This is a genomic window from Pseudomonas sp. W2Oct36 (assembly GCF_041060465.1).
Taxonomy (GTDB): Bacteria; Pseudomonadota; Gammaproteobacteria; order Pseudomonadales; family Pseudomonadaceae; genus Aquipseudomonas; species Aquipseudomonas graminis_B.
Genome location: NZ_JAUERW010000006.1, coordinates 24,081 through 47,050, shown reverse-complemented (window position 1 = coordinate 47,050; position 22,970 = coordinate 24,081). Strand labels below are relative to the sequence as shown.

Below are 22,970 nucleotides of genomic sequence, written 5' to 3'. Positions count from 1 at the left end.
TTGATGCAGAACCAGTGGGAGCGGTCTTGCCCTGACACCCCGCGCTCGCCTGGCCAGCGCAAAACTTGTGGGAGTGAGCTTGCTCACGAAGAGGCCGGTACATTCAGCCACTTTCTCTGAAGACTGAAAGTAAGCATTCGCGAGCAAGCTCGCTCCCACAAGTGACGTGTCCGAATCCGGATCAGAAGTGGAAGCTGGCACTCATCAGCGCGGTACGTCCGGCGGCCATGTGGGCGTAGTGGGTGGTGAAGACCTGATCGTAATAACGCTTGTCGGTCAGGTTCTGCACGTTCAGCTGCAAGTCAACGTTCTTGGTCAGCGCGTACGTGGCCATGGCGTCGTAGCGCCAGTAGGACGGCACTTCCACCGAGTTGGCTTCGTTGCCGAAACGCGAATCGACGAAGGTCGCGCCGCCGCCCACGGTCAGCTTCGGCATCAGTTCGTAGGTCGACCAGAAATTGAAGCTGTTGCGCGGCGTGCTCGGCATGTGATTGCCCTCGTCCGCCTTGCTGGTTGCGCTGACGATCTCGCTCTCCATGTAGGTGTAACCGCCGTAGACTTTCCATTTGCCGGTAATGTTGCCGCTGTAGGTCAGCTCCAGACCGTCGACACGCTGCTCGCCGTCCAGCACCTGAAACGTCGCGTTGTCAGGATCGGTCACCCGCGCGTTGGTCTTCTCGGTGCGGAACAGCGCAGCCGTCAGCGACAAATTGTCGTCGAAGAAATCCCACTTGGTGCCCAGCTCGTAGTTGCGGTTCTTTTCCGGATCGAGGTTGGCGTTGTTCGCCGCGATTTCCAGGCCGCCATTGCCGCTGGTCTCACCCGACGGGTTGCTGGACGTCGACCACGCCGCGTAGATACTGCCGTTCGGCAGCGGCTTGTAGGTCACGCCGACCTGGTAATTCCACAGCTGGCTGGTGTTCTCGCGCTTGAAGCTGCCCGCCACCGAACCGCGGCCACCGGTGCTGTAACCGCTGGAGCGCACGTCGTAATCGTCATAGCGCAGGCCCAGGTTCAACGACCACTGTTCGTTGAATTTCAACGTGTCGAAGACATAGGCGGCACTGGTTTTGGTGTCGGTATCGGTGAACGCGCGGCTGTCGGTGACGGTGCCGTTCCAGTCGTCTTTCGGCGACGGGTTGGACAGGCTGGTGCAGTCGCCCGACGCCAGCAGCGCAGCGTTACAGGTCGAGCCGATGGTCCCGCCGCTGGCGCTGAGCACGTTGTAGCCGCGGTTGTGGGTGTCCTGATACGAAAATTCGAGACCGGTCACCAGGCTGTGCTGAATGAAGCCGGTGTCGAATTTCGCTTGCAGGTCGGTCTGGTTGACGAAGCCGCTGGAGGTGGAGTTGCGGCTCTTCGCCGAGCGCGAGACCAGTCCCCTGGCGACGTTGCCGCGGCTGTCGTCCGGGTTGGTGACGATATAGTCCAGGGTCGAGCGCGACATGCGGAAGCTGTTGGAGATCGTCAGGTTGTCGTTGAGGTCATGTTCGAGGCGGATCGTGCCGCTGTCGTTGACGCTTTTGCGGTAGTCGCGGTCGGTCAGGCCGTAAAAGTTGTTTTCGTTGACGTGGGCCGGCTTGTCGACCACGTACTGGCTGCGGCCGGTGGTGTTGGTCAGCGGAATGCCGTAGTCGGGCATGTCGTCGGTGGACAGGTGGTAGTAATCGACCTTGACCCGCGTGTCCGTGCCCAGACCGAACGCGAACGAAGGCGCAACGCCCCAGCGGCTTTTATCGACATCGTTGCGGCCGGCGACGTTGGAATCATGCTTCATGAGGTTCAGCCGGAAGGCGGACGTGTCGGTCATCTGCTTGTTGACGTCGAGGGTGTAGCGCTGGGTCTGGTCCGAGCCGAAGGTGTAGCCGCCGTTGAAGGCATCGCCCAGGTGAGCGCCTTTGGTGACGAGGTTCAGGCTGCCACCCGTGGAGCCTGCACCGGTGAACGCCGAACCCGGGCCCTTGCTGACCTCGACCGACTCGACGTTGAAAATCTCCCGGCTCTGCGCCGCGACATCGCGCATGCCGTCGACGAACACGTCACTCTCCGCGTTGAAGCCACGAATGATCGGGCGATCCGCATTCGGGTTACCGCCCTCGCCCGCACCAAAGGTGATGCCGGGGGTGGTGCGCAAGGCGTCAGTCAGGCTCGTGGCCGCGGTGTCGCGGATAACTTGCTGCGGGATCACCGTGACGCTCTTTGGCGTCTCGCGCAGGGGCGCGGTGTACTTTTTCGAGGCCGATTCTTCGGTCTTGTAAGCCGTGTCGGCCCGCTCGCCGTCGATGTTGGTTGCCCCGAGATTCAGCGCGTTGTCCGATGCGGGTTCCGCGGCCTGCACCATGTGGGCGGCTGACATCGCTGCAAGTGCGACGCCGACGGCGCTGACGATGGAACGCTGCGAATGTGCGGTAACCGGTTGTGCTTGGCGCGACATTTTCCTTCCCCAAGGAAACAATAAGGCGGCGGAATATAGTTGAGACTGCTTCGCATTCGCAGAAAACTTACATTCTTTACACTTTCCCATTACCCAATTTTCACATCGACCCATTCACGCGCGCGGGCGACGTTTTACACGACCAATAAGAATCACTATCATCCGCCGCCTTATTCTTCACGCAGGTCGCGATTCATGCTCCTACATATCCCCGGTCTGTTTTCACCCGAGGAGGTGCTTCGCATCCGACAGGCGCTGGAAGACACCGAATGGGCCGACGGCAAGATCACCGCCGGGCACCAATCGGCGAAAGCCAAGCACAACCTGCAACTGCCGGAAGGTCATCCACTTGCCGTAGAGATTGGCGCGGCGATGCTTGAGCGCCTGTGGCAGAACCCACTGTTCATGTCCGCTGCCCTGCCCCACAAGGTCTTCCCGCCATTGGTGAATTGCTACACCGGCGGCGGCAGTTTCGATTTGCACATCGACAACGCCGTGCGTCAGGCCAAGGGCAGCGCCGAGCGCGTGCGCACAGATCTGTCATCGACGCTGTTCTTCAGCGATCCCGACGACTACGACGGCGGCGAGCTGGTGATTCAGGACACCTTTGGCACCCGTCAGGTCAAGCTGCCGGCGGGTGACCTGCTGCTTTATCCGGCCAGCAGTCTGCACAAGGTCAACGCCGTCACACGGGGGGCGCGGTACGCCTCGTTCTTCTGGACCCAGAGCCTGGTGCGGGACGATGGCCACCGCACGCTGCTGTTCGACATGGACGCGGCCATCCAGCAACTCAGCCGCGACGTGCCTGATCACCCCTCGCTGCTTCAGCTCACCGGCACCTATCACAACCTGCTGCGGCAGTGGGTCGAGGTCTGAGTCATGACCTGGAATCTGCGACGTGAAGAAGTGCTCGATGGCGACCAGCTGCGCGCCATGCTGGAAGAAAGTCCGGCGAGTGCCGCACGGGCGATTCTCAGCGCCGCGCAGGCCAACATCGTCGACGCCCAGGCGCTGCTCGGGCAGATCCTGCTCGACGGCGCCGGCATCGAGCAGGACCCGTCGCTGGCGATGACGTGGTTCCAGATCGCCGCACGCAACGGGCATGCGATGGCCCATAACATGCTCGGTCGCTGCCACGAACATGGCTGGGGGTGCGAGCCAGATGCGGCGAAGGCCGCCGAGTGCTATCGACTGGCAGCGCAGGCCGACCTCGACTGGGGCTTCTATAACTACGGCAACCTGCTGGCCACTGGTCGGGGCGTCAATAAGGATCAGGCACGCGCACTGGCCTGCTACCGCAAGGCCGCACACATGGGTCATGCCAAATCAATGAACATGCTCGGCCGCTATCTGGAAGAAGGCGTGAGCTGCGAGCAGGATCTGCCCGCCGCGCACCACTGGTACCGACGCTCGGCAGAGGCCGGCGATTTTCGCGGTCAGTTCAGTCATGCGGCCGTTCTGGCTGATCAAGGAGACATTCAACAATCGCTGTACTGGTTTGGAACGGCTTTGCGCAATGGCAACCTCAACTTTCTGCGGGTCAGTCGCCAGACGCTGTTGTCGTCACCCCATCCAGAGATTAAAAGCCTGGCCATCGACTACTTCACCAAAGCATCGGCCATTGGCAATGCTGAAGATAAAGCAGCCCTGTCTCACTTTCTCAAAAACGCCAAAACGGCTGCATAAACACGTTCTGACACAGGTTTGAATTTAACGGCATTCCCCCGAATTAGCGGGGCGCAAGCCGTGGTGAGTTCTGCCTGTAAGTTCTCCTACAACAGCTGAAGGCATGGATGCTTTGACATAAGACTCAAGCGCCCACTAGTCTCAGGCCACTGTCATAAAGGCAGTGATAGAAACTCCGTAACCGGCACCAGGATGGCGCCACTATTAAAGAAAGGACTCTTTCATGAATCATGCATTGAACAATGCCTTCAACACCTCAACTAACAAGGCCGCCGAAGAAGCAGCGCTGGCACCAAGGGCGCTTATTGACGCCTCCCTTGGACAAGGCGACGACAGTGTGCGCACCACGGGTCTTATCCTGACCAAAGAGCAGATCATTGATCTGTATCGCTATGAACAAAAAGGCCTGCACTTACCGACTACCGCAGAAGCCGTCAGTGTTTATCTTGGCTATCATCAGCAAAACCCTCCAGGCCGTGGGCTGGCAGTCAGCGACTTCACCAAAACGTTCAACATTATCAAGGTCCATGCCAGTAAATGGGACGGTCTGCGCCAGCGAATCAAACTGATCAGCAGCGAGCTCAAACTCTTCGCGAACTTCATGACCTCGACGGGGGCACGCGTGGTTCGGGAGCTGGACACTGTCTCTGCGTCGAAAGTACTGAAAGATCTGGGAATTATCACGCTCGAAGACCTCAAGCGGGTCGAACAGGAGATGGGCCCCGCGCTTCCGGACATCACACTGGACGACGATGACAAAGAAGCGGTTAAAAGCGTCAGCTACATCCTGGAGCGGGTACTGATGCGCGTCAATACTGAGGAGAAGCGCAGCAATCGCTTGAAAGCGGATCTGGACGCATTTTCTCGGGAACTGTCCAACACGGTTCGGCCCGAAATCTCGCTTCGCCTGGTCGCCATCGACAATAACAACTTCAAAGGTGATGTGGTCCGGCTTCAAAAAGAAATTGAAGACCTCGATAAACAAATCGACGAGAAGAGCGCCAGCTACAAACAGATGGTCAATGATTCGCTAAGCGCTGCGTCCAAACTGAATGTGATTGGTTTGGGCATGGCCATCTACTTTGGTGTAGAGGCAGAAAACGTCCGACAGGAAAGAAACGCTCTTAAAAAAGAGCGCCATGTTAAAAACACCGAGATGGGCACCAAAAGCACAGTCCTTCGGCGCCTTAACGACGTTAAAGGCGATATGCAGGACCTCGAATTGCTGACGCTACAGGCTGATGTGGCAACCCAAAACCTCGTCACCGTCTGGAACAAACTTTATCTGTACATCAAAACGTCTCAAGAAGAATCAGAAGTCATTACCGATGCGCTGAAAGTTAGCTTCCTGGCCTTCCACTTTGAACAGGTCATCGAGCCTTGGGCGCTGATTAGAGACGAGGCGGACGAACTGTATGCCGTCTTCGCCGAAGCCGATGCAGAAATCAACAAAAATCGTTAATCAATACTCTTAAGGTTTTTCCAATGAATATCCTTCGTTTCAATACCGATGTAAACGCCGTATCGCCTGACATTGGCATGATCAACGTCTGCATTCAGCAAATGCTCGACCTCACTGCCGTCGCCAATTTTTCGTTCGATCAAACACGCTATCTGCCGTCGATTCATGTAAAAGCGGCAGGACTGTATGGCTCGCTCACTCAAGCCCAGCGAGCACTGGATGAGGCGGCACTCAAGATGGAAGTGAGCGCCTCCCAAGGACTCAAGAAGCTCAATGCCCTGCGCGGCGCGATCACGGAAACAGCCTCTGACGATGACCTGGAAGATAACGCCTACTTCCGAGCGCATGCGATCAGTATCCTCAAGCGAGGGATAAACGCTGCCGAGAAGGACGCACAGCAACGCTTCAAATCGCTTTCAGATGTGAGGTTCGACCCGGCACTCACCCGCAAATACAAAAGCGAGCTGGACGCCGAGCTGGCGCAATTGAATCTGGCGCAGATCGCCTCCGAAGAAAAAATCGAGGCGCTGGAGGTTTCACGAAAGGTTTTGAGCGATGCAATGGCGGTGCTTGAGAAACGCAACTTTGCAGACATCGCCAAGGACACCGTGCTCAGTGTGGAAAACATCTCCGCAGTCGGCATTACGGCTCCCGAAGCAGAGCTCATCAGGCTGGCTGTCGAGCACATGAAAAAGACCCTGGAAGACATCAGCAAAGCGCTCAACTATCTGACCATGTACGATCAGCGCGAACGCCTGATCAAGCAAATCGAGGCGCTTAAATCCGGCCGCGATGAGCGAGCGGCCGACCTGAACATGACCGCCGCTAAAATCACGTTGATCGACAGCGTTCATGCCCTGTATCAGAGCTTTTTCAATGCCCGAGCTGAATACGCAAAGTTCAATCAGGGGATTACTGCATTCTTCGACCATCTGAAACTGGGTGACCAGGCAGGTTATGAGGACCGTTTCGTCTCCATCGCGCCATCGCTGATTGATTACCTGAAAACCATCCGCTGAAAGCTCACTATTCACAGCCGTGACGGCAAGGACGCCGTCACGGCCTGCACAGGACAAGGATGTCGATATGTCAGCACCTCTGTTTAAGTGGGCCCATTTCGATGCGCTCAATCGCTACCGCATTACCTTGCATCAGGCATTCGAGACCACCGAACGAATCAGGGCAGATCTTGGCCTGGCGTCGGATCAGGCGTTCATCCACCTTCACCAGCCAGCACTTGAACACCTGCACATTCAAGTACAGGCACAGCTTCGATACTGGCCCGAGATACTGGAGTGGCCCTACAGGATCTTTTACGAACAGTCGGATCTGGTGGCCGATCTTGAGCGCTTCAGTTCGGACTATTTCCGGGTCGTTGATGCGCTAACCCGCTCTGAACGCAAAAAATTGCTCTCGACACTGGATCTATCTCAACCGCCCTTCGAGTTGAACGGTCGCCTGAAAATACTGAGTCCGACAGCAGGCTACCCTTTCGCCATGCAAGTGAAGCAGCAGGTTTTTGATCTGTGGATCAAATACGATCGCGCTGCTTTTACGGCCAAAGATCTGTATTCGCGTTCATCGCTTGTTTTGCCGCGACTGGTGGACTTTATGCAGGGAGCCATCAACGCATACGCTAATAATCGGAAGCTCGACCCCATGGGTTCCGACGGCAGAATTGTCGGGGTCAGGGCGATGATCAATGACACGAAGAATCTGCATGCGCAAATCGCAGACGCCACGAGGGACCTGGGTGAGGGGTATGCAAATCTGGCGAGTTTTCTGTCCGGCTCGTTGAGTGACTTCAAAGACCTGTTCACGTCGATTTCGATTGAGCGGTTTGGGGAGATGATTGAATCAGCGATGCCTCGTCTTGAGTTGGCTGAAAAACTGATCAGCCACACAAGGCAGTGAAACAAAAAACCCGCGATCGCTCGCGGGTTTCTTTATGAACGGCAGCGTTTACACGTAGTAAGACTTCAGCGGCGGGAAGCCATTGAACTCTACAGCGCTATAGCTGGTGGTGTAGGCACCGGTGGACAGCCAGTACAGGCGGTCACCGATGGCCAGGTTCAGCGGCAAGCCGTACTTGTAGTTCTCGTACATGATGTCGGCGCTGTCGCAGGTCGGGCCAGCAATAACCACTTCTTCCACTTCGCCTTTCTTTTCGGTCCAGATCGGGAACTTGATGGCTTCGTCCATGGTTTCGATCAGGCCGGAGAACTTGCCCACATCCGTGTACACCCAACGCTCGACGGCAGTGCGGGATTTACGCGACACCAGCACCACTTCGCTGACCAGGATACCGGCGTTGGCGATCAACGAACGGCCCGGCTCCAGGATGATTTCCGGCAGGTCATCACCGAAGTCTTCTTTCAGGTAGCGAATGATTTCTTCAGCGTAGGTTTCCAGACTGTTGGTGCGGGTGATGTAGTTGGCCGGGAAGCCGCCGCCCATGTTGATCAGCTTGAGCACGATGCCGTCTTCTTCTTTCAGACGCTCGAAGATCACTTTCACTTTGGCGATCGCAGCGTCCCAGACGCTGATGTCACGCTGCTGCGAACCGACGTGGAACGAGATGCCGTAAGGCACCAGGCCGAGTTCACGGGCGAGAATCAAAAGGTCCATCGCCATGTCGGTCTGGCAACCGAACTTGCGTGAAAGAGGCCAGTCAGCCGTGGTCGAGCCTTCGGTGAGAATACGCACGTAGACTTTCGAGCCCGGCGCAGCCTTGGCGATGTTGCGCAGGTCGGCTTCGGAGTCGGTGGAGAACAGACGCACGCCCTTCTCGTAGAAGTAGCGAATGTCTTTGGATTTCTTGATGGTGTTGCCGTAGCTGATGCGATCCGGGCCAACGCCGCGATCCATCACTTTATCCAGCTCGTAGATCGAGGCGATGTCGAAACTCGAGCCTTTTTCCTTCAGCAGGTCGATGATCTCGACCGCAGGGTTGGCTTTGACCGCGTAATAAACTGTCGCAAATTCGAAGCCTGCACGCAGGTCGTCGTAGGCCTTGCTGATCATCGCGGTGTCGATGACCACGAACGGGGTTTCTTGCTTGTCGGCAAACGCCTTCATTTTCTCGAAGGTGCTTTTCTCGAAATAGTCTTCGACCTGGATCGACATGCGGGGACTCCTGTTGGCAAACGGTAAAAAACAATGGGTGTGAGCGCGCGGCTCGTGAACGTCCTCCGTATCCCCACTTTGGTTCGCCTACTTCCCAAGGCTGCTCGGCCGAAAGCAAAAAGGCCATCCGGTGATACACCACGGTTGGCCTTGCTGTCTCGTCGTCAGTACTTGAGCCGGATGGATCGTTTCCAGCATGGACGTTCGGCGCGAACTGTAGGACCTGAGGGGCCGGAGATCAACTAAAAATGTCGCGTTTCTGCCCGTTTTTGCCAGACGGGAATCCACGCGCGTTCAATCAACCCGTAGTAACCGACCGATGTGACAGGGTGATGTTCACCTTTCCGAAAAAAACACGGTGCCTGGGTGCTCCCGACCGCTCGACGCCCCTCCCCGCCATCTGTCGTCCACTGTCATTTCTGACAGGTTTCAAACGACCGCAGATGCTCAACACTGGTGCCTCATGACGAGAGGATGCGCCCCATGAAAACACCGCCGATCAACCACCCGACTGAACGAGCCGATGTACCGACTTCCGGTCCGTCGATAACCTCCTGGTTCTCGAAAAATGAGGCCGAACTGCTATACGTAGAGCAGTACGTGCCCACAGCCGGGGACAACATCCATATTTACTGGTCAGGCTGTAATTTCTATTTTGGTGAGCGCGGGGGATACGCAGGCATCCAGCACCAAAACGATAACCTGGTGGGGGGCCAGATTTTTACATACAACAATATCTGTTCGATCTGGGACCTCGCCTCCGACCCGGCTGAAGCCGAGGTCCACCTGGATTATGGGATTGAAGGCCTGTATTCAGGGCATTTCGGCGGCGAGGGCACTGGCCTGCACACCTCGCACCCGATGCCATGGCGCCTGAATCAGTGGTACGCCATCGTGATCAGACGTTGGTTCATTCCCGGCGAATCGGTGACCCGCATGGGCATGTTCATGTACGCCTACGCCGATGCGAAATGGACGCACTATATGTCTGCTTCCGTTCCCGGTCCTGATATTCCCATTTCAGGGGCTACCTGCACGGGCTTTCTGGAACGTTTCAATGGCGACGCGCTGGGCTACCACGGTTATTACGGCCAGCACTTCCGGATGAGCAAAGACGGTTCGTGGCAAAAACCGTCTCATTACGTGGCAACTGCCGGAGGCGACCCTGACACCTGGAATGCCATGCTGGTGGGTGACGGCGATAACGTTGGCGACGCCAACATCATGCTTATTGCCGGTGGCAGCTATGGCAATACCCACAGCACGATCCAGTTGGAGCCCAACCAGTTTGATCCTAAGCCGAAACCGGCGATGTTGACGGCAGCCATCTTATCCGTATCCGTCGTACCGCAAGTGGGTACCGAAGCAGTGATCGTGGCCTGGAAGAATGACGAGTCGACGCCACCGCAGTTGAGCTACTCAATAGAAATCCGCTCTCTCCCGGGAGATGTGCTCGTGGCGTTCGATGCCGAAGCGCTTCCTCAAAAACGATCGTCCATTTTTAGCACGGCGGTGTTCGCTGCCGGAGATTACGAGGTGACACTCACTGTCACCGACATCTTCAACCAGAGCTCTCTTCCGGCCGAAACCACATTCCGGGTCTCAGCACCGGTGAGGCGTTCCCGCAGCCTGTGGCGCAGAGTGCAAGCATGGGTGCGCAAATGTGCGCGTCGTTTTATGAACACGCGGTAGTCCGCTGCATGACAGGACGTTGCCACCCGCAGCGCCCTGTCAGGGATTCGCCACGAAAGCCACGTGTCCGTCAGACGTCGGCTACTCAGTCACCCGAAATGCCCTACCCTGCCAATCTCTTTCCCACACGTATCCCACTGATCCCGATCACTAGGGTTGGCGTCCATTCGCCTCGCACGAACTGTGCGAGGCGATGAATCAACCCGACCAAGGATCAAAGTCATGCAAAAGACTGCCTATTCCCCGCTGTACAACAATGACGTCACTTACGAGTACCTGCGTGGTCTGGATCGACCCCCTGTTTCGGAAGAGGCTCTCGCCACGTTCAGTCCGGCGGCGCTGGCTCAGGTGAGAGAGAGTGAGGCCTACAAGCAAGCCCACCCCTGCACCGGCATTTTCCGGGTGGCGGCGGAAGGCGGCCACACCCGCAATGGTGGTGTGATCGTGAGAGGCACCCTTGGGGTGGAGTTCAGACTGGCGGACGGCCGTGAGGTTGCGGGTGCTCGCGTCGGTGACTGCGCCGTTTACCCCGACGGCACTGAGGCACAGGTCGTCACTGGTGCAGGAAAGGCGAACAGCCAAATGGCGCTGGTGGGCAGCCGCTTGAGCAACGGCGACGAGATCATCAACACGCCGCAGGGTTCTCTTCTTCTGCTCCAGCGCAAGGATGTCGCCTGGCCGGATGACTTTCTGCCCGACGTGGAGAATTGAAGCATGACAATCTTCGATATCAACGGCCGGGAGCAAGGCCTCGACGGCGACCTAACCACCACCGGCGCCATCTGCCACGCCAGCCTTGTTCAAACTTCGCTGGAAGATGGCCGCATGGCATTGCGGCTCGGCGACAAGACCAGCCCTTGCGGCGTGTGTGGGCAAGTGGGCGAAATTGTCGAAGGGGAAGACAGCTTCACGTGGGATGGCATACCGACCGCCGGGCATGACGCGCTCGTGTTGTGCGCGTGTCCGCCGGGCGCGAATCGATTGATTGCTCCGCGGTCAGGGCGTGCGGGAGCCAGTCGAGCGGCAGCGGACGCCGCTGCGGCGCCACATCCTGCTATGCCCATGTCGAACACCTCGTCTTCTGTTTATCCACACACCACTACGGCGCCGGGGAACATCTTCGCCCGTACGTTCGTCATCCGCGACAGCGAAACGGGGCAGCCGCTCGCGAACCGGACATTCACGGCGGCGGTGGATGGTCAGCAAAAGTCAGGTACCACCGACAACTATGGACTGGCCCGCATTGAGGGTTCTTCAGCAGACTCCGTCGTTTCCCTCCACGTCATGTTCCGCTCGCCCGTACGCGAGTTGAAGGAGCTTGCAGGGATGAACACCCGGGTGGTGACCAGTACGACGCGTGTCGAGACGTTGATCCACGGGGAAACGCCCAAGCCCATGGTGGTCACCGTGAATGATCGGGCCGCGACGCGAGAGGCGATTATTAGGAAAGTGCGGGAGTTGGGCCACGGGTTTGTTGAGCGGTCGGAGTGGCACGCGAAGCCGCCTAAAAAACCTTTGGTTCGCGACTGGGATTACACAATGATTGCGCTTCATCATGCAGGGAGGAGTTATTCGTGTGGTGTGGGGAGTGAGCAAATGCTGGACACTCAGGCGAAGCAACAAGGCAAGATATTTGACGACTTCAGTTACCACTTTGCAATTGATTGCGCGGGCATCATTTATGAAGGAAGGGACATTCGCTTCAAAGGCGAGCATCTAATTCTCTATAACTCGAATGCCATCGGCATCGTCTTGTTGAACAACTTGACGACCGAGGAGGAAGGGACTGATTTCATTGCAAAGGCCCGAATCACGTTGAATCATATGGGGCTCAGCACTGCCAACGAACTCCCCACCCCTCAAAAGAGCGCAACTATAAACCTGATCACCGCACTAAAAAGCGTATTCTCGATCAATTTCTTTGGCGGCCATAGGGAGTTTCCTCGCCAAGACACCAAAGAAGCAAAAATCTGCCCAGGAAACATTGGGATGGGTTTCGTTAACGTGGTACGCGCCACCACCGGCCTACACAGACCACTACGAGAATAAAAATATCGCCTTCTATCAGAGCTCACTCAAAACCAAAAAACACATACAACCGAACCTCACATTTACGGCACATTGACTCGCTTATGACCCAACCCAAACCACTAGGCCTTACCACGCTAATCCTATTTGTATTCAGCAATGCCATGATGATGAACTACATCACTTACAAGCAAAACGTGGACCTGGAACCCGTCGTCCTTGCCAGCGTCGCATCGCTGGCATCTATCATCATAGCGTTACCCCTGCTCCTGTTTACCCGCTCTCCGCCACTCACTGCTGTATCTTCAAAAAGACTGATCAAGCCTTACCTCTGGATCACCCTGTTTACGTTTACCTGCTGGACCAGCGGCTATACCGCCTTGTTAAATCTAAACCCAGCCGCGTTTGCCGCCATCGCCCTAGCCGTCAGCGCGCTCATCATGGCGTTGACGGACGTACAAAAGCTGGGGAGGCTGGGCATAGTCGGCTCTATGCTTGCATTGGGCACAGTTTGGGTGCTGTCAACTTCATATAGCTCAGTCATACAAGGCGCAGGCCTACATGATGATTACGAGCTGGAAATAGGCGCGACTTTTTCAATAGCGTGCGGTATTTCGCTTTACTTCATCGCACGCCTAAGTAAGCGACTCAACGATCTCGGCCAATCTTTTCACAAGATACAGGTCCGTCGATCACTGTTCGCGTTTCTAGTGTGCACAACGATCGGATTGCTGGATGGCGCCCTCGCGACCATCGTTTCTGAGGCGCCTCAGTTGGCGGCGCTGACAGTGCTCTTCCTGATCTTGATGCAATCAGCACTTGTGCTGTCTATAAGAACAATCAGCCGGCCTATCCTGACGGTGGGTTTTGCTGGAACCGCCCTTTATACACTGATCGCACAGCTAGCGTTTTTCCAACAGTCCGTTGACTCTCTCATGGTCATCACGATTTTAGGGAACGCCCTGGGCGTGGTCCTCATGTCGTTCGTGCAGACCAAGAGCAACCTGACATGTCAGCGGTGACGAGTCAGCGGCACCACCGTCAAAAAAGGCCCGGGCACCAAAAGCACCCAGGCCATTCACCTCAACTCAACGCAGCCTGCTCCGCCAACTCGGCCGGCGAAACGATGCTGGTCTTCATCCCGCGGGACTGGCCGGAACTCAGGTAAGCCGCGATGGATTCCTGCGTCACTTCACCCAGGAACACGTTTTCGGCATCCAGCACCGGCAGCCACGAGCGATTGAACTCGTACATGCGCGACAGCAGGATGCGCAGGTGTTCGTCGTAGGCAGCGGTGGCGTTGAACGGGCGCAGGTATTGCTCGCACGTGCCGGCCTGGCGGTGCAGGTCGCGGCGGCGGACGTAACCCATGGCCTTGTTTTCGGCATCGGTGACGACCACGTAGCGGCGGTCGTTTTCGTCCATGATTTCCAGCGCATCGGCGACCGGGGTTTCCGGGCTCACGGACGGCGCGTTGTCCGCCGCGTCCTCGGCTTTGACCAGCAGCAGGCGCTTGAGCGTGCTGTCCTGGCCGACGAAGTTGCTGACGAAATCATCCGCCGGGTGCGCCAGCAGCGTGTCCGGATGGTCGATCTGCAGCAGCTTGCCGGCGCGGAAGATAGCGATCTTGTCGCCCAGCTTGATGGCTTCGTCGATGTCGTGGCTGACCATGATCACGGTCTTGTTCAGCGCGCGCTGCATCTCGAAAAACTCGTTCTGGATCATCTCGCGGTTGATCGGGTCGACCGCACCGAACGGCTCGTCCATCAGCAGCAGGGGCGCGTCTGCAGCCAGCGCACGAATCACGCCGATCCGCTGTTGCTGACCACCCGACAACTCGCGGGGGTAGCGATGCAGGTACTGCTTGGGTTCCAGCTTGATCATGCTCATCAGTTCGCGGGCGCGGTCGTGGCATTTCTGCTTGTCCCAACCCAGGAGCTTGGGCACGACCACGATGTTTTCTTCGATGGTCATGTTGGGGAACAGGCCGATCTGCTGAATCACGTAGCCGATGTTGCGGCGCAGGGTGACTTCGTCCAGACCGGTGGTGTCCTCGCCATTGATCAGCACCTTGCCGGAGGTCGGCATGATCAGCCGGTTGATCATTTTCAGCGTCGTACTTTTGCCGCAACCCGACGGGCCCAGGAACACGCAGATCTCGCCTTCATTGACGGTCAGGCTCACTGAATCGACGGCCTTCACTTCCTTGCCGTTGCTCTGGAAAGTCTTGGTGAGGTTCTGCAGCTCAATCATTTGTTTGGCGATCATTTCAGGAGTCCTTTTGGAGTCAGCGAGCGTTGCAGCCATTGCAGAAGCAGGTCGGCGAAGATGGCCAGAATGCTGACCAGTACGGCGCCGACGATCAGCATCGACATATCGCTGCGGCTGATAGAAGCAAGAATAAGTACACCCAAGCCGCCGGCGCCAATGGTGGCGGCGATGGTCATGACGCCGATGTTCATGACCACGGCAGTGCGTACGCCAGCGAGAATCACCGGCACGGCGATCGGCAGTTCAACCATGCGCAGGCGCTGGCCGAAAGTCATGCCGATGCCCTTGGCGGCTTCACGAATGCCGGGCTCGACGCCGGTCAGCGCCAGGTAGGTGTTGCGCATGATCGGAAGCAGCGAGTAGAGAAACACGGCGGTGATCGCCGGCATCGGGCCAAGGCCCTGACCGAACTTCGAATAGAACGGCAAGAGCAAGCCGAACAGGGCAATCGACGGGATGGTCAGCAGCACGGTGGCGCTGGCCTGCAACGGCCCGGCGAGGGTCGGGAAGCGCGTCATCAACACGCCCAGCGGCACACCGACGACGATCGCCAGCGTCACCGCGATGCCGACGAGGGTGATGTGTTGCAGGGTCAGGTGCATGACCTGATTCCAGTCCAGATGGGAGAAAGCGCTGAGGAAACTCATGGTTTCTCCTCCTGTTTTGCCGCCGGCGCCGGAGGGACAGGCACGCTGTCGGCGGAAGGATTGATCGGATGCTCGCGCAGGAATTCAGCCGCCACCACGGTAGGACTTTCATGGTCGACGTCGATGCGCGCGTTCAGCGTGCGCATGGTCTGGTTATCCAGCAGCGCGGCCAGCGGCTTGAGCAAGTCGGCCAGCTGCGGGTGCTTGTCCAGGTACTCTTTGCGGATGACCGGCGCCGCGGTGTAGTCCGGGAAGTAGTGCTTGTCGTCCGCCAGCACCTTGAGCTTGAACGCGTTCAAACGGCCGTCGGTGGTGTAGACGAGGCCCGCAAAAACCTGCCCGTTGCGCAGCGCGGTGTAGACCAGGCCGGCGTCCATCTGACGGGTGTTTTCACGGCCCAGGTTCATGCCGTAATGCTTGACCATGCCCACCAGACCGTCGGAACGGTTGGCGAACTCGGTGTCCAGCGCAACGATGTGGCCTTTATCGGCCTCAGCCTTGAGCACCGTGGTCAGGTCGGACATGTTGTTGACCTGCGGATACTGCTGCGCAATTTTGTCCGGCAGCGCCAGCGCGTAGGTGTTGTTGAACTTGGAGGGGGACAGCCAGACCAGCCCCTTCTTGGCGTCCAGCTCCTTGACGCGCTGATAGGTCTGCTCGCTGTCGAGCTTCTCATCAACATGGTTGTAGGCAACCAGCGACACGCCGGTGTACTCCCACAGCAGATCCAGCTGGCCGCTTTCCTGGGCACTGCGCGCCAGGTTACTGCCAAGGCCGCCGGTGATCTGAACCTGATAGCCCTTGTCGCGCAGGTACTGCGCGGTCAGTTCGGCCAACATGGTCTGCTCGGTGAACACCCGCGCGCCGATGCGAAGCACGGGCATTTCGGCCGGTGCATCCGCGGCCTGGGCGAAACCGGACAGCAACATCCCGACGCCCATGATTAATGTGCATAACTTCTTCATACCAATTCCTTTCTCAGCGGGGCTCGACTTATCGAGCCAGGCCGCGTTCCAGCCAGAGACGGCTTGCCAGGGTCACGGCGCCATCGAGCAACAATGCGAGCAACGCGGTACACGCGGCGCCCAGCACCAGTTGTGGCTGATTGTTCAGGGCGATGCCGGGGAAAATGAGGCTGCCCAGGCTGTTCGCGCCAATGAGGAACGCCAGTGGCGCCGTCCCGACGTTGATCGCCAGGGCCACGCGCACACCGCCGATGATGATCGGCACGGCATTGGGCAACTCGACACGCCACAGCACCTGGCGCGGTGTCATGCCGATGCCGCGGGCGGCTTCTTTGAGGGAACCCTGAACGTTTTTCAGGCCTTCGTAGGTGTTGCGCACGATGGGCAACAACGAAGCGAGGAACAAAGCGAAGATCGCCGGACCGCTGCCGATGCCCAGAATACCCAGAGCGATGGCCAGTACGGCGAGAGGAGGAACGGTGTTACCGATGTTGAAGATCTGCATGAAGCGTTCGGCGCGGCCAACCATGTTCGGTCGGCTAAGGACAATGCCGGTCGGGATCCCGACCACCAGTGCCGCCAGCATTGACGCCAGCACAAGCACCACGTGGGCTTGCAGATAAAACAGCAGATCATCCTGATATTGCCTGATGGTACTGATGCCGATCCATTGGACCAGCAGGGCCAGGAGTGCGATGACAATCACACCTCCCAACAGCCCCTTGCCATAGCGATTTGCCACGGGCGGACTCCTTATTTCAGTCGGCGAACGTCTGGCGTGAAACTGGCCTCTTCAGGCAGCACGCGAACGTTCGCGAAGAGCAGCGGGTGGGTCGCCGGAAAGGTTGATAACTCGGCGAAAACACAAGCCATGAGCGCAGCTTCGTCAAGCTAACTTGCTGATTTTGCAACCCTTGGCGTGTAGCGATACCAGGGAATGGACGTCTCCTTAACCGCAAAGGTTCCCACGTGCGATGGTATCTGGCCACCCTTTATTGACTGAACGGTTCGGTTATTGCTCCGGTTTGGGCTATAATCGCCGCCCTTTTTTTGAATCACCTCTCGGGCGATTTCCCATGACCAGACAGGCCGCCGAAGTCGCGAAACGCCGCACTTTCGCCATCATTTCCCACCCCGATGCGGGTAAGACCACCATCACCGAAAAGCTGCTGCTGATGGGCAAGGCCATTTCCGTCGCCGGTACGGTGAAGTCGCGTAAATCCGACCGCCACGCCACGTCCGACTGGATGGAAATGGAGAAGCAGCGCGGCATTTCCATCACCACCTCGGTCATGCAGTTCCCGTATCGCGATCACATGATCAACCTGCTCGACACTCCGGGCCACGAAGACTTTTCCGAAGACACCTACCGCACGTTGACCGCTGTCGACTCGGCGCTGATGGTGCTCGATGGCGGTAAAGGGGTTGAGCCCCGCACCATCGCACTGATGGACGTCTGCCGCCTGCGCGATACGCCGATCGTGAGCTTCATCAACAAGCTCGACCGCGACATTCGCGACCCGATCGAGCTGCTCGACGAGATCGAAGCGGTCCTGAAGATCAAGGCCGCGCCCATCACCTGGCCGATCGGTTGCTACCGCGACTTCAAGGGTGTCTATCACCTCGCCGACGACTACATCATCGTGTACACCGCCGGTCACGGTCATGAGCGCACCGAGGTGAAGATCATCGAGAAGCTCGACTCCGACGAAGCGCGCGCTCATCTGGGTGATGAGTACGATCGCTTTGTCGATCAGCTGGAGCTGGTGCAAGGCGCCTGTCATGAGTTCAACCAGCAGGAATTCCTCGACGGCCAACTGACGCCGGTGTTCTTCGGTACCGCGCTCGGCAACTTCGGTGTCGACCACGTACTGGATGCGGTCGTGAACTGGGCGCCGAAGCCGCTCGCCCGCGTCGCCAACGAGCGCACGGTGGAGCCGGTCGAGGAGAAGTTCACCGGCTTCGTGTTCAAGATCCAGGCGAACATGGACCCCAAGCACCGCGACCGCATCGCGTTCATGCGCATCTGCTCGGGCAAGTACGACAAGGGCATGAAAATGCGCCATGTGCGCACCGGCAAGGACGTGCGCATCGGTGACGCGCTGACGTTCTTCTCGAGCGAGCGCGAACAGCTGGAAGAAGCCTACGCCGGCGACATCATCGGCCTGCACAACCACGGCACGATTCAGATCGGCGACACCTTCAGCGAAGGCGAGGCCTTGGGTTTCACCGGCATCCCGCACTTCGCACCGGAGCTGTTCCGCCGCGTACGCCTGAAGGATCCGCTGAAGTCCAAGCAGCTGCGTCAGGGCCTGCAGCAACTGGCCGAGGAAGGCGCCACTCAGGTGTTCTTCCCGCAGCGCAGCAACGACATCATCCTCGGCGCCGTCGGTGTGCTGCAGTTCGATGTGGTCGCCAGCCGCTTGAAGGAAGAATACAAAGTCGAATGCGCCTACGAGCCGATCACCGTGTGGTCAGCCCGCTGGATCGATTGCAGCGACAAAAAGAAACTCGAGGAATTCGAGAACAAGGCCGTGGAAAACCTGGCCGTGGACGGCGGTGGTCACCTGACCTACCTCGCGCCAACCCGGGTCAACCTGGCCTTGATGGAAGAGCGCTGGCCTGACGTGAAATTCCGCGCAACGCGGGAGCATCACTAAGGCTCACTCCTCCAAGTGATCGTTCCCACGCTCTGCGTGGGGATGCCGCTCCTGACGCTCCGCGTCACCTGACTCCGGACGCGGAGCGTCCAGGGATGAATTCCCACGCGCAGCGTGGGAACGATCAGTCAGCCGTCATGCCCTCACTTCACCACCATCCCCACGCCCCGCCCACGGGGATCGGACGCGGTTTCGACTTTCGCGCCGTCAATCTTGATCGCCTGCACATTGCCCATCGACCAGCCCTGGTCCTTCACCGTGTAACCCATGGCCGTCAGCTCGTCGGCCACTGGGGTCGCCAGCGGTGCAAATTTCTCGGTGTAGATCGTGTCCTTCGGCAGCAACTGGTGATGAACCCGCTGCGCCGCAACCGCGTCTTTGAGCGGCATGTGGAAGTCATAGATATTGTTCAGCACCTGAAACACCGTGGTGAAAATCCGTGAGCCACCCGGCGTGCCCAGCACCAGCGTCACTGCGCCGTCGCGGGTGACCAGACTCGGGCTCATCGAGGACAACATGCGCTTGCCGGGCTGGATAGCATTGGCATCCCCGCCCACCACGCCGAACGCATTGGCAACGCCCGGCTTGGAACTGAAATCATCCATCTCGTCGTTCAGCAAAAAGCCCCCGCCCTTCACCACCACGCCGCTGCCGTAATCCCAGTTCAGGGTGTAGGTGTTGCTGACCGCGTTGCCCTTGGCATCGACGATAGAGAAGTGGGTGGTCTGGTGCGACTCAAGCCCGGCCTTTACGTTCTCGGTGGGCGAAATTGCCGTCGGGTTGACCTCGTGGGCGCGCTTGGCCAGATAGGCGTTGTCGGTCAACTGACTCACCGGCGCCACTGAAAAGTCCGGATCCCCCAAGTAGTTGGCGCGATCGGCGAACACGCGTTTTTCAATCTCAGCGAGCAAGTGGATGTAGCGCGCCGAGTTGAGCGGCACGTCTTTGAAATCATCAGCAAGCAGCTGCTTCATGCCGATCAACTGCGCCAGCGCGATACCGCCGGAACTGGGCAGCGGCGCGGTGTAGAGCGTGTTGCCGTTGAAGTTCACATGGAGCGGCTTGCGCCAGATCGCCTTGTAATCGTGCAGGTCCTCTTTGGTGATCAGGCCGTTGTCGTGCTGCATTTGCGCCACCAGCAAGTCAGCCGTCTGGCCCTGGTAAAATTCGTTGGCGCCCTTGTTGGCGATGCGTTCCAGGGTCTTGGCCAGCTCCGGCTGACGGAAGGTCTCGCCGGTCTTCATGTCGCCAAAGTAATCCGCGAAATTGGTTTTGCCGTTGAGCTGCTTGATCGCCTCGGCGCCATACATGTACTGCTTGTCGGCGACCTTGAAACCGTTTTTGGCGTAACCAATGGCCGGCGTCAGCAACTCGGCCCACGGCAGCTTGCCGAATTTCTGATGGGCTTCCCACAGCCCCATCACCGTGCCGGGCACCCCAGACGCGCGTGCGCCCACCAGACTCATGCCCGGAATGACCTCGCCCTTCTCGTCCAGGTACATGTTGCGCGTCGCCGCTTTCGGCGCGGCTTCGCGGTAGTCGAGAAAGTATGGTCGGCCGTTCATGAACAGGGTCATAAAGCCACCGCCGCCAATGTTGCCCGCTTCGGGGTAGGTGACCGCCAGGGTGAACGCCGTGGCGACTGCGGCATCGACGGCGTTGCCGCCTTTTTTCAGAATCTGCGCGGCGACCTGGGCACCGTATTGATCCGGGGACGCGACGGCGCCGCCTTCCAGCATCACCGCGTACACCGGCGAACTCGCGGCGAAGATCACCGACAGGGCAAGGGTTTTGAGGGTCACTGCACGCATGGGGCTTCCTTGATGACGAATGCGACAGCTTGTTACTGATGTGCTGTCTGGAGGCTGAAGAGACTAACGGTCCGGCTGCACATTAATGATGAAACTTGCCACAAACGCAAACGGCCAGGCCCCTAAACCGCAGCACGCTCAGGTTGGTCCCGGACGGGAAACACCACTGCCCTCTCCCGCCGCAGATTGAGTGCCAAGACACTCGCCAGCACCACGATCGACCCCACGATCACCCGCTGCGAAGGCAACTCGCCCAACATGAACGAAGCAATGGCGATGGCCATCGGTGGCGTCAGGTACAAACTCATCGACGCGCGGCTGACGTCCATGTGCTTCAAGACATACGCCCAAGCCAGATACGCCAGTGCGCTGGGGAACAGCCCCAACACCCCCACTGCCACATTGACCCGCAGCGGCGCGTTGAGGATTTCGCCGATCAGCCCCGGCAGATAAACCAGCAGGAACACCGTGCCGGCCCAGACCGTGTAACAGACCATGGTCAGGCCGTCGTACCGATGGCTGTGACGCTTCTGCAGCGAGAAATACACGCTCCAGGAAAACGCCGCCAACAGAATCAGCAGCCCGCGCGCATCCATATGGCCGATGCCGCGATCACCGGTGACGACAATCGCGGCGCCCACCAGGCCGAGCGCGACACAGCCCCAACGCCAGGCGCTGACCCGCTCCTTGAACACGAAATGCGCCAGCAGCGCGGTAAACAACGGCGTCGATTGAACCAGCACGCTGGACGCCCCGGCACTCACGCCGGCCTGGCCGAAATTCAGGGCGATGTGGTGTAGGCTGACGGCGAAGAAACCCAGCACCGCGAGCAACGGCAGGTCCTTCAGGCGCGGCAACGCGATACGGTGCGACGAGGCGATTAACAGCATGAACACCGACGCGATCAGAAATCGAAGCAGCGCCAGATGCCCGGGCTCGTAGGCCTGCAAACCGATGCGAATGCCGGTCGGCGAGAACCCCCAGCAGGCGACCACAAAGACAGTGGCAAGGGCAACTTTCATCCCCTGCCAAGGCACAGTGCCTTTAACCACGATATTCGAATCAACAACCGGCTCAGCCACCACGCTCATCTCGATACTCCCACCGACAAGCCCGACGCCTGCCCATGGCTGCGAGTATCGAAACAACCTATGCTCACCACAACCGAACAATAATGACGCAACCCCTCACTGTTGGTGATGAATGGAATTGGCCCAGATCCGCATGTTCAAGACCGTCGTCGACACCGGCAGCATTGCCCGCGCGGCGGAGGTCTTGCATTGCGTCCCGTCGAACATCACCGCGCGCATCAAGGCGCTTGAGGCGGAGCTGGGCACCGAGCTGTTTTACCGTCAGGGCCGTGGATTGCGCATCAGCCCGGCGGGGGAAATTTTCCTCACCTACGCCGGCAAGATGCTCAGCCTGGCCGACGAAGCCAAGCGCGCGGTGCATCCGGATGCGGCGCCGTCGGGGCCGTTGCGCATCGGCGCCATCGAGTCCTCGGCCACGGCGCGGCTGCCGCGACTGCTGGCGCGCTTTCATGCGCGTTATCCGCAAGTGTCGCTGGAACTGACCACCGGTACCGGCGCACAACTGCTGGAAGCGACGCTTAACCAGAAGCTCGATGGCGCCATTGTCGCCATCGACGTAAAACGCCCCCGGCTCAAACGCACGTCGATGTACCGGGAGGATCTGGTGCTGATTGCGGCCGAGTCGCTGGGCCCGATACGCAGCGCGGCGGATCTGCAGGGCAAATCGATTTTCATGTGGCCCGAAGGCTGCCCTTATCGCGCAGCGCTGGAGCGATGGTTGCAGCACGACGGCCAGACTCAGCCCATCGTCAGCATCGCCAACTACGGCACCATCGTCGGTTGCGTCAGCGCCGGGGCTGGCGTGGCGCTGGTGCCCAAGGGTGTTTACGAGCAGTACCGCAAAGGCTCTGGCTGGGTCGGTTATGAATTCCCTGAACTGACCTCCATCGACAACCTGTTTTACTGGCACGAGAACGCCGAACATCACCCGGCGCGGGAGGCATTTGTGGAGATGTTGCGGGCGGAGTTCAGCGGGATTAGTGAGGCGTGATACCTGCCTGTAGGAGCGTGGCTTGTCCCGCGATCTGCTGCGCAGCAGTAGCAAAACCATTCCAATCAAGTCCTCCAGACAGACCGCGTTTGCAGGGTTTGCTGCC

The 22,970-nt window shown here is 58.6% G+C and carries 19 protein-coding genes; 11 read left to right on the top strand and 8 right to left on the bottom strand.

Annotation, left to right across the window (positions count from 1 at the left end; translation table 11 throughout):
- Positions 1–181: 181 nt before the first annotated feature.
- Positions 182–2,434, bottom strand: a complete 2,253-nt coding sequence (locus tag QWI18_RS10920) for a TonB-dependent receptor (protein ID WP_369318830.1) — start codon at positions 2,432–2,434, stop codon at positions 182–184.
- A gap of 195 nt (positions 2,435–2,629) precedes the next feature.
- Here QWI18_RS10920 and QWI18_RS10915 point away from each other — a divergent pair, with 195 nt between their 5' ends.
- The 5 genes from QWI18_RS10915 (at position 2,630) to QWI18_RS10895 (ending at position 7,496) form a co-directional block, all read left to right on the top strand.
- Positions 2,630–3,310: a Fe2+-dependent dioxygenase gene (locus QWI18_RS10915; protein WP_192132428.1), complete on the top strand. Its 681-nt coding sequence runs from the start codon at positions 2,630–2,632 to the stop codon at positions 3,308–3,310.
- 3 nt (positions 3,311–3,313) lie between these two features.
- On the top strand, positions 3,314–4,120 hold the full coding sequence (locus QWI18_RS10910; protein ID WP_192132430.1) for a tetratricopeptide repeat protein: 807 nt from the start codon (positions 3,314–3,316) through the stop codon (positions 4,118–4,120).
- A gap of 223 nt (positions 4,121–4,343) precedes the next feature.
- Positions 4,344–5,582 (top strand): alpha-xenorhabdolysin family binary toxin subunit A, encoded by a 1,239-nt coding sequence (locus QWI18_RS10905; RefSeq protein WP_369318829.1) that lies wholly within the window; start codon positions 4,344–4,346, stop codon positions 5,580–5,582.
- Between the two features lie 101 nt (positions 5,583–5,683).
- On the top strand, positions 5,684–6,601 hold the full coding sequence (locus QWI18_RS10900) for an alpha-xenorhabdolysin family binary toxin subunit B (protein ID WP_369318828.1): 918 nt from the start codon (positions 5,684–5,686) through the stop codon (positions 6,599–6,601).
- Positions 6,602–6,668: 67 nt separating this feature from the next.
- Complete coding sequence (locus QWI18_RS10895; protein ID WP_369318827.1) at positions 6,669–7,496, top strand: hypothetical protein; 828 nt, start codon at positions 6,669–6,671, stop codon at positions 7,494–7,496.
- 48 nt (positions 7,497–7,544) lie between these two features.
- Here the strand turns inward: QWI18_RS10895 and QWI18_RS10890 are convergent, their stop codons facing one another.
- Complete coding sequence (locus QWI18_RS10890; RefSeq protein WP_065990209.1) at positions 7,545–8,708, bottom strand: type III PLP-dependent enzyme; 1,164 nt, start codon at positions 8,706–8,708, stop codon at positions 7,545–7,547.
- Positions 8,709–9,191: 483 nt separating this feature from the next.
- On the opposite strand from QWI18_RS10890, the gene QWI18_RS10885 reads away from it, so the two are divergent.
- From QWI18_RS10885 to QWI18_RS10870, 4 genes are all read left to right on the top strand, one after another.
- A complete protein-coding gene (locus tag QWI18_RS10885; RefSeq protein ID WP_369318826.1) occupies positions 9,192–10,400 on the top strand; it encodes a DUF3472 domain-containing protein in 1,209 nt (402 codons plus the stop codon).
- 222 nt (positions 10,401–10,622) lie between these two features.
- Entirely contained in the window at positions 10,623–11,111 is a 489-nt protein-coding gene (locus tag QWI18_RS10880) for a hypothetical protein (protein ID WP_296310087.1), read from the top strand.
- Between the two features lie 3 nt (positions 11,112–11,114).
- Entirely contained in the window at positions 11,115–12,449 is a 1,335-nt protein-coding gene (locus QWI18_RS10875; RefSeq protein WP_296310089.1) for an N-acetylmuramoyl-L-alanine amidase, read from the top strand.
- Between the two features lie 83 nt (positions 12,450–12,532).
- The gene (locus QWI18_RS10870; protein ID WP_369318825.1) at positions 12,533–13,450 is read left to right on the top strand and encodes a hypothetical protein; all 918 of its coding nucleotides are present in this window, start codon (positions 12,533–12,535) and stop codon (positions 13,448–13,450) included.
- A 61-nt stretch (positions 13,451–13,511) separates the two neighbouring features.
- Here QWI18_RS10870 and QWI18_RS10865 read toward each other — a convergent pair whose 3' ends face one another.
- The 4 genes from QWI18_RS10865 to QWI18_RS10850 are packed head-to-tail and all read right to left on the bottom strand — an operon-like array spanning position 13,512 to position 17,053.
- On the bottom strand, positions 13,512–14,681 hold the full coding sequence (locus QWI18_RS10865; RefSeq protein WP_065990273.1) for a betaine/proline/choline family ABC transporter ATP-binding protein: 1,170 nt from the start codon (positions 14,679–14,681) through the stop codon (positions 13,512–13,514).
- Between the two features lie 11 nt (positions 14,682–14,692).
- Positions 14,693–15,346, bottom strand: coding sequence for an ABC transporter permease (locus QWI18_RS10860; protein ID WP_065990219.1), 654 nt, complete (start codon positions 15,344–15,346; stop codon positions 14,693–14,695).
- Positions 15,343–16,311, bottom strand: coding sequence for a glycine betaine ABC transporter substrate-binding protein (locus QWI18_RS10855; protein WP_192132449.1), 969 nt, complete (start codon positions 16,309–16,311; stop codon positions 15,343–15,345). The genes QWI18_RS10860 and QWI18_RS10855 overlap by 4 nt, the downstream gene beginning before the upstream one ends.
- Positions 16,312–16,339: 28 nt before the next feature.
- Complete coding sequence (locus QWI18_RS10850) at positions 16,340–17,053, bottom strand: ABC transporter permease (RefSeq protein ID WP_065990221.1); 714 nt, start codon at positions 17,051–17,053, stop codon at positions 16,340–16,342.
- 334 nt (positions 17,054–17,387) lie between these two features.
- On the opposite strand from QWI18_RS10850, the gene QWI18_RS10845 reads away from it, so the two are divergent.
- Positions 17,388–18,971 carry a peptide chain release factor 3 gene (locus QWI18_RS10845; protein WP_065990225.1) on the top strand — a complete coding sequence of 528 codons (1,584 nt, stop codon included), beginning with the start codon at positions 17,388–17,390 and terminating at the stop codon, positions 18,969–18,971.
- A 143-nt stretch (positions 18,972–19,114) separates the two neighbouring features.
- Here QWI18_RS10845 and ggt read toward each other — a convergent pair whose 3' ends face one another.
- Positions 19,115–20,782: a gamma-glutamyltransferase gene (gene ggt / locus QWI18_RS10840; RefSeq protein WP_369318824.1), complete on the bottom strand. Its 1,668-nt coding sequence runs from the start codon at positions 20,780–20,782 to the stop codon at positions 19,115–19,117.
- Between the two features lie 122 nt (positions 20,783–20,904).
- Entirely contained in the window at positions 20,905–21,804 is a 900-nt protein-coding gene (locus tag QWI18_RS10835) for a DMT family transporter (RefSeq protein ID WP_244656971.1), read from the bottom strand.
- A gap of 181 nt (positions 21,805–21,985) precedes the next feature.
- On the opposite strand from QWI18_RS10835, the gene QWI18_RS10830 reads away from it, so the two are divergent.
- On the top strand, positions 21,986–22,864 hold the full coding sequence (locus QWI18_RS10830) for a LysR family transcriptional regulator (RefSeq protein ID WP_369318823.1): 879 nt from the start codon (positions 21,986–21,988) through the stop codon (positions 22,862–22,864).
- Positions 22,865–22,970: the final 106 nt, after the last annotated feature.

What these genes read in the sequence shown, in the direction of transcription:
- QWI18_RS10920 (WP_369318830.1), bottom strand. Translation starts at nt 2,434, where the DNA reads ATGTCGCGCCAAGCACAACCGGTTACCGCACATTCGCAGCGTTCCATC.
- QWI18_RS10915 (WP_192132428.1), top strand. Translation starts at nt 2,630, where the DNA reads ATGCTCCTACATATCCCCGGTCTGTTTTCACCCGAGGAGGTGCTTCGC.
- QWI18_RS10910 (WP_192132430.1), top strand. Translation starts at nt 3,314, where the DNA reads ATGACCTGGAATCTGCGACGTGAAGAAGTGCTCGATGGCGACCAGCTG.
- QWI18_RS10905 (WP_369318829.1), top strand. Translation starts at nt 4,344, where the DNA reads ATGAATCATGCATTGAACAATGCCTTCAACACCTCAACTAACAAGGCC.
- QWI18_RS10900 (WP_369318828.1), top strand. Translation starts at nt 5,684, where the DNA reads ATGCTCGACCTCACTGCCGTCGCCAATTTTTCGTTCGATCAAACACGC.
- QWI18_RS10895 (WP_369318827.1), top strand. Translation starts at nt 6,669, where the DNA reads ATGTCAGCACCTCTGTTTAAGTGGGCCCATTTCGATGCGCTCAATCGC.
- QWI18_RS10890 (WP_065990209.1), bottom strand. Translation starts at nt 8,708, where the DNA reads ATGTCGATCCAGGTCGAAGACTATTTCGAGAAAAGCACCTTCGAGAAA.
- QWI18_RS10885 (WP_369318826.1), top strand. Translation starts at nt 9,192, where the DNA reads ATGAAAACACCGCCGATCAACCACCCGACTGAACGAGCCGATGTACCG.
- QWI18_RS10880 (WP_296310087.1), top strand. Translation starts at nt 10,623, where the DNA reads ATGCAAAAGACTGCCTATTCCCCGCTGTACAACAATGACGTCACTTAC.
- QWI18_RS10875 (WP_296310089.1), top strand. Translation starts at nt 11,115, where the DNA reads ATGACAATCTTCGATATCAACGGCCGGGAGCAAGGCCTCGACGGCGAC.
- QWI18_RS10870 (WP_369318825.1), top strand. Translation starts at nt 12,533, where the DNA reads ATGACCCAACCCAAACCACTAGGCCTTACCACGCTAATCCTATTTGTA.
- QWI18_RS10865 (WP_065990273.1), bottom strand. Translation starts at nt 14,681, where the DNA reads ATGATTGAGCTGCAGAACCTCACCAAGACTTTCCAGAGCAACGGCAAG.
- QWI18_RS10860 (WP_065990219.1), bottom strand. Translation starts at nt 15,346, where the DNA reads ATGAGTTTCCTCAGCGCTTTCTCCCATCTGGACTGGAATCAGGTCATG.
- QWI18_RS10855 (WP_192132449.1), bottom strand. Translation starts at nt 16,311, where the DNA reads ATGAAGAAGTTATGCACATTAATCATGGGCGTCGGGATGTTGCTGTCC.
- QWI18_RS10845 (WP_065990225.1), top strand. Translation starts at nt 17,388, where the DNA reads ATGACCAGACAGGCCGCCGAAGTCGCGAAACGCCGCACTTTCGCCATC.
- ggt (WP_369318824.1), bottom strand. Translation starts at nt 20,782, where the DNA reads ATGCGTGCAGTGACCCTCAAAACCCTTGCCCTGTCGGTGATCTTCGCC.
- QWI18_RS10835 (WP_244656971.1), bottom strand. Translation starts at nt 21,804, where the DNA reads ATGAAAGTTGCCCTTGCCACTGTCTTTGTGGTCGCCTGCTGGGGGTTC.
- QWI18_RS10830 (WP_369318823.1), top strand. Translation starts at nt 21,986, where the DNA reads ATGGAATTGGCCCAGATCCGCATGTTCAAGACCGTCGTCGACACCGGC.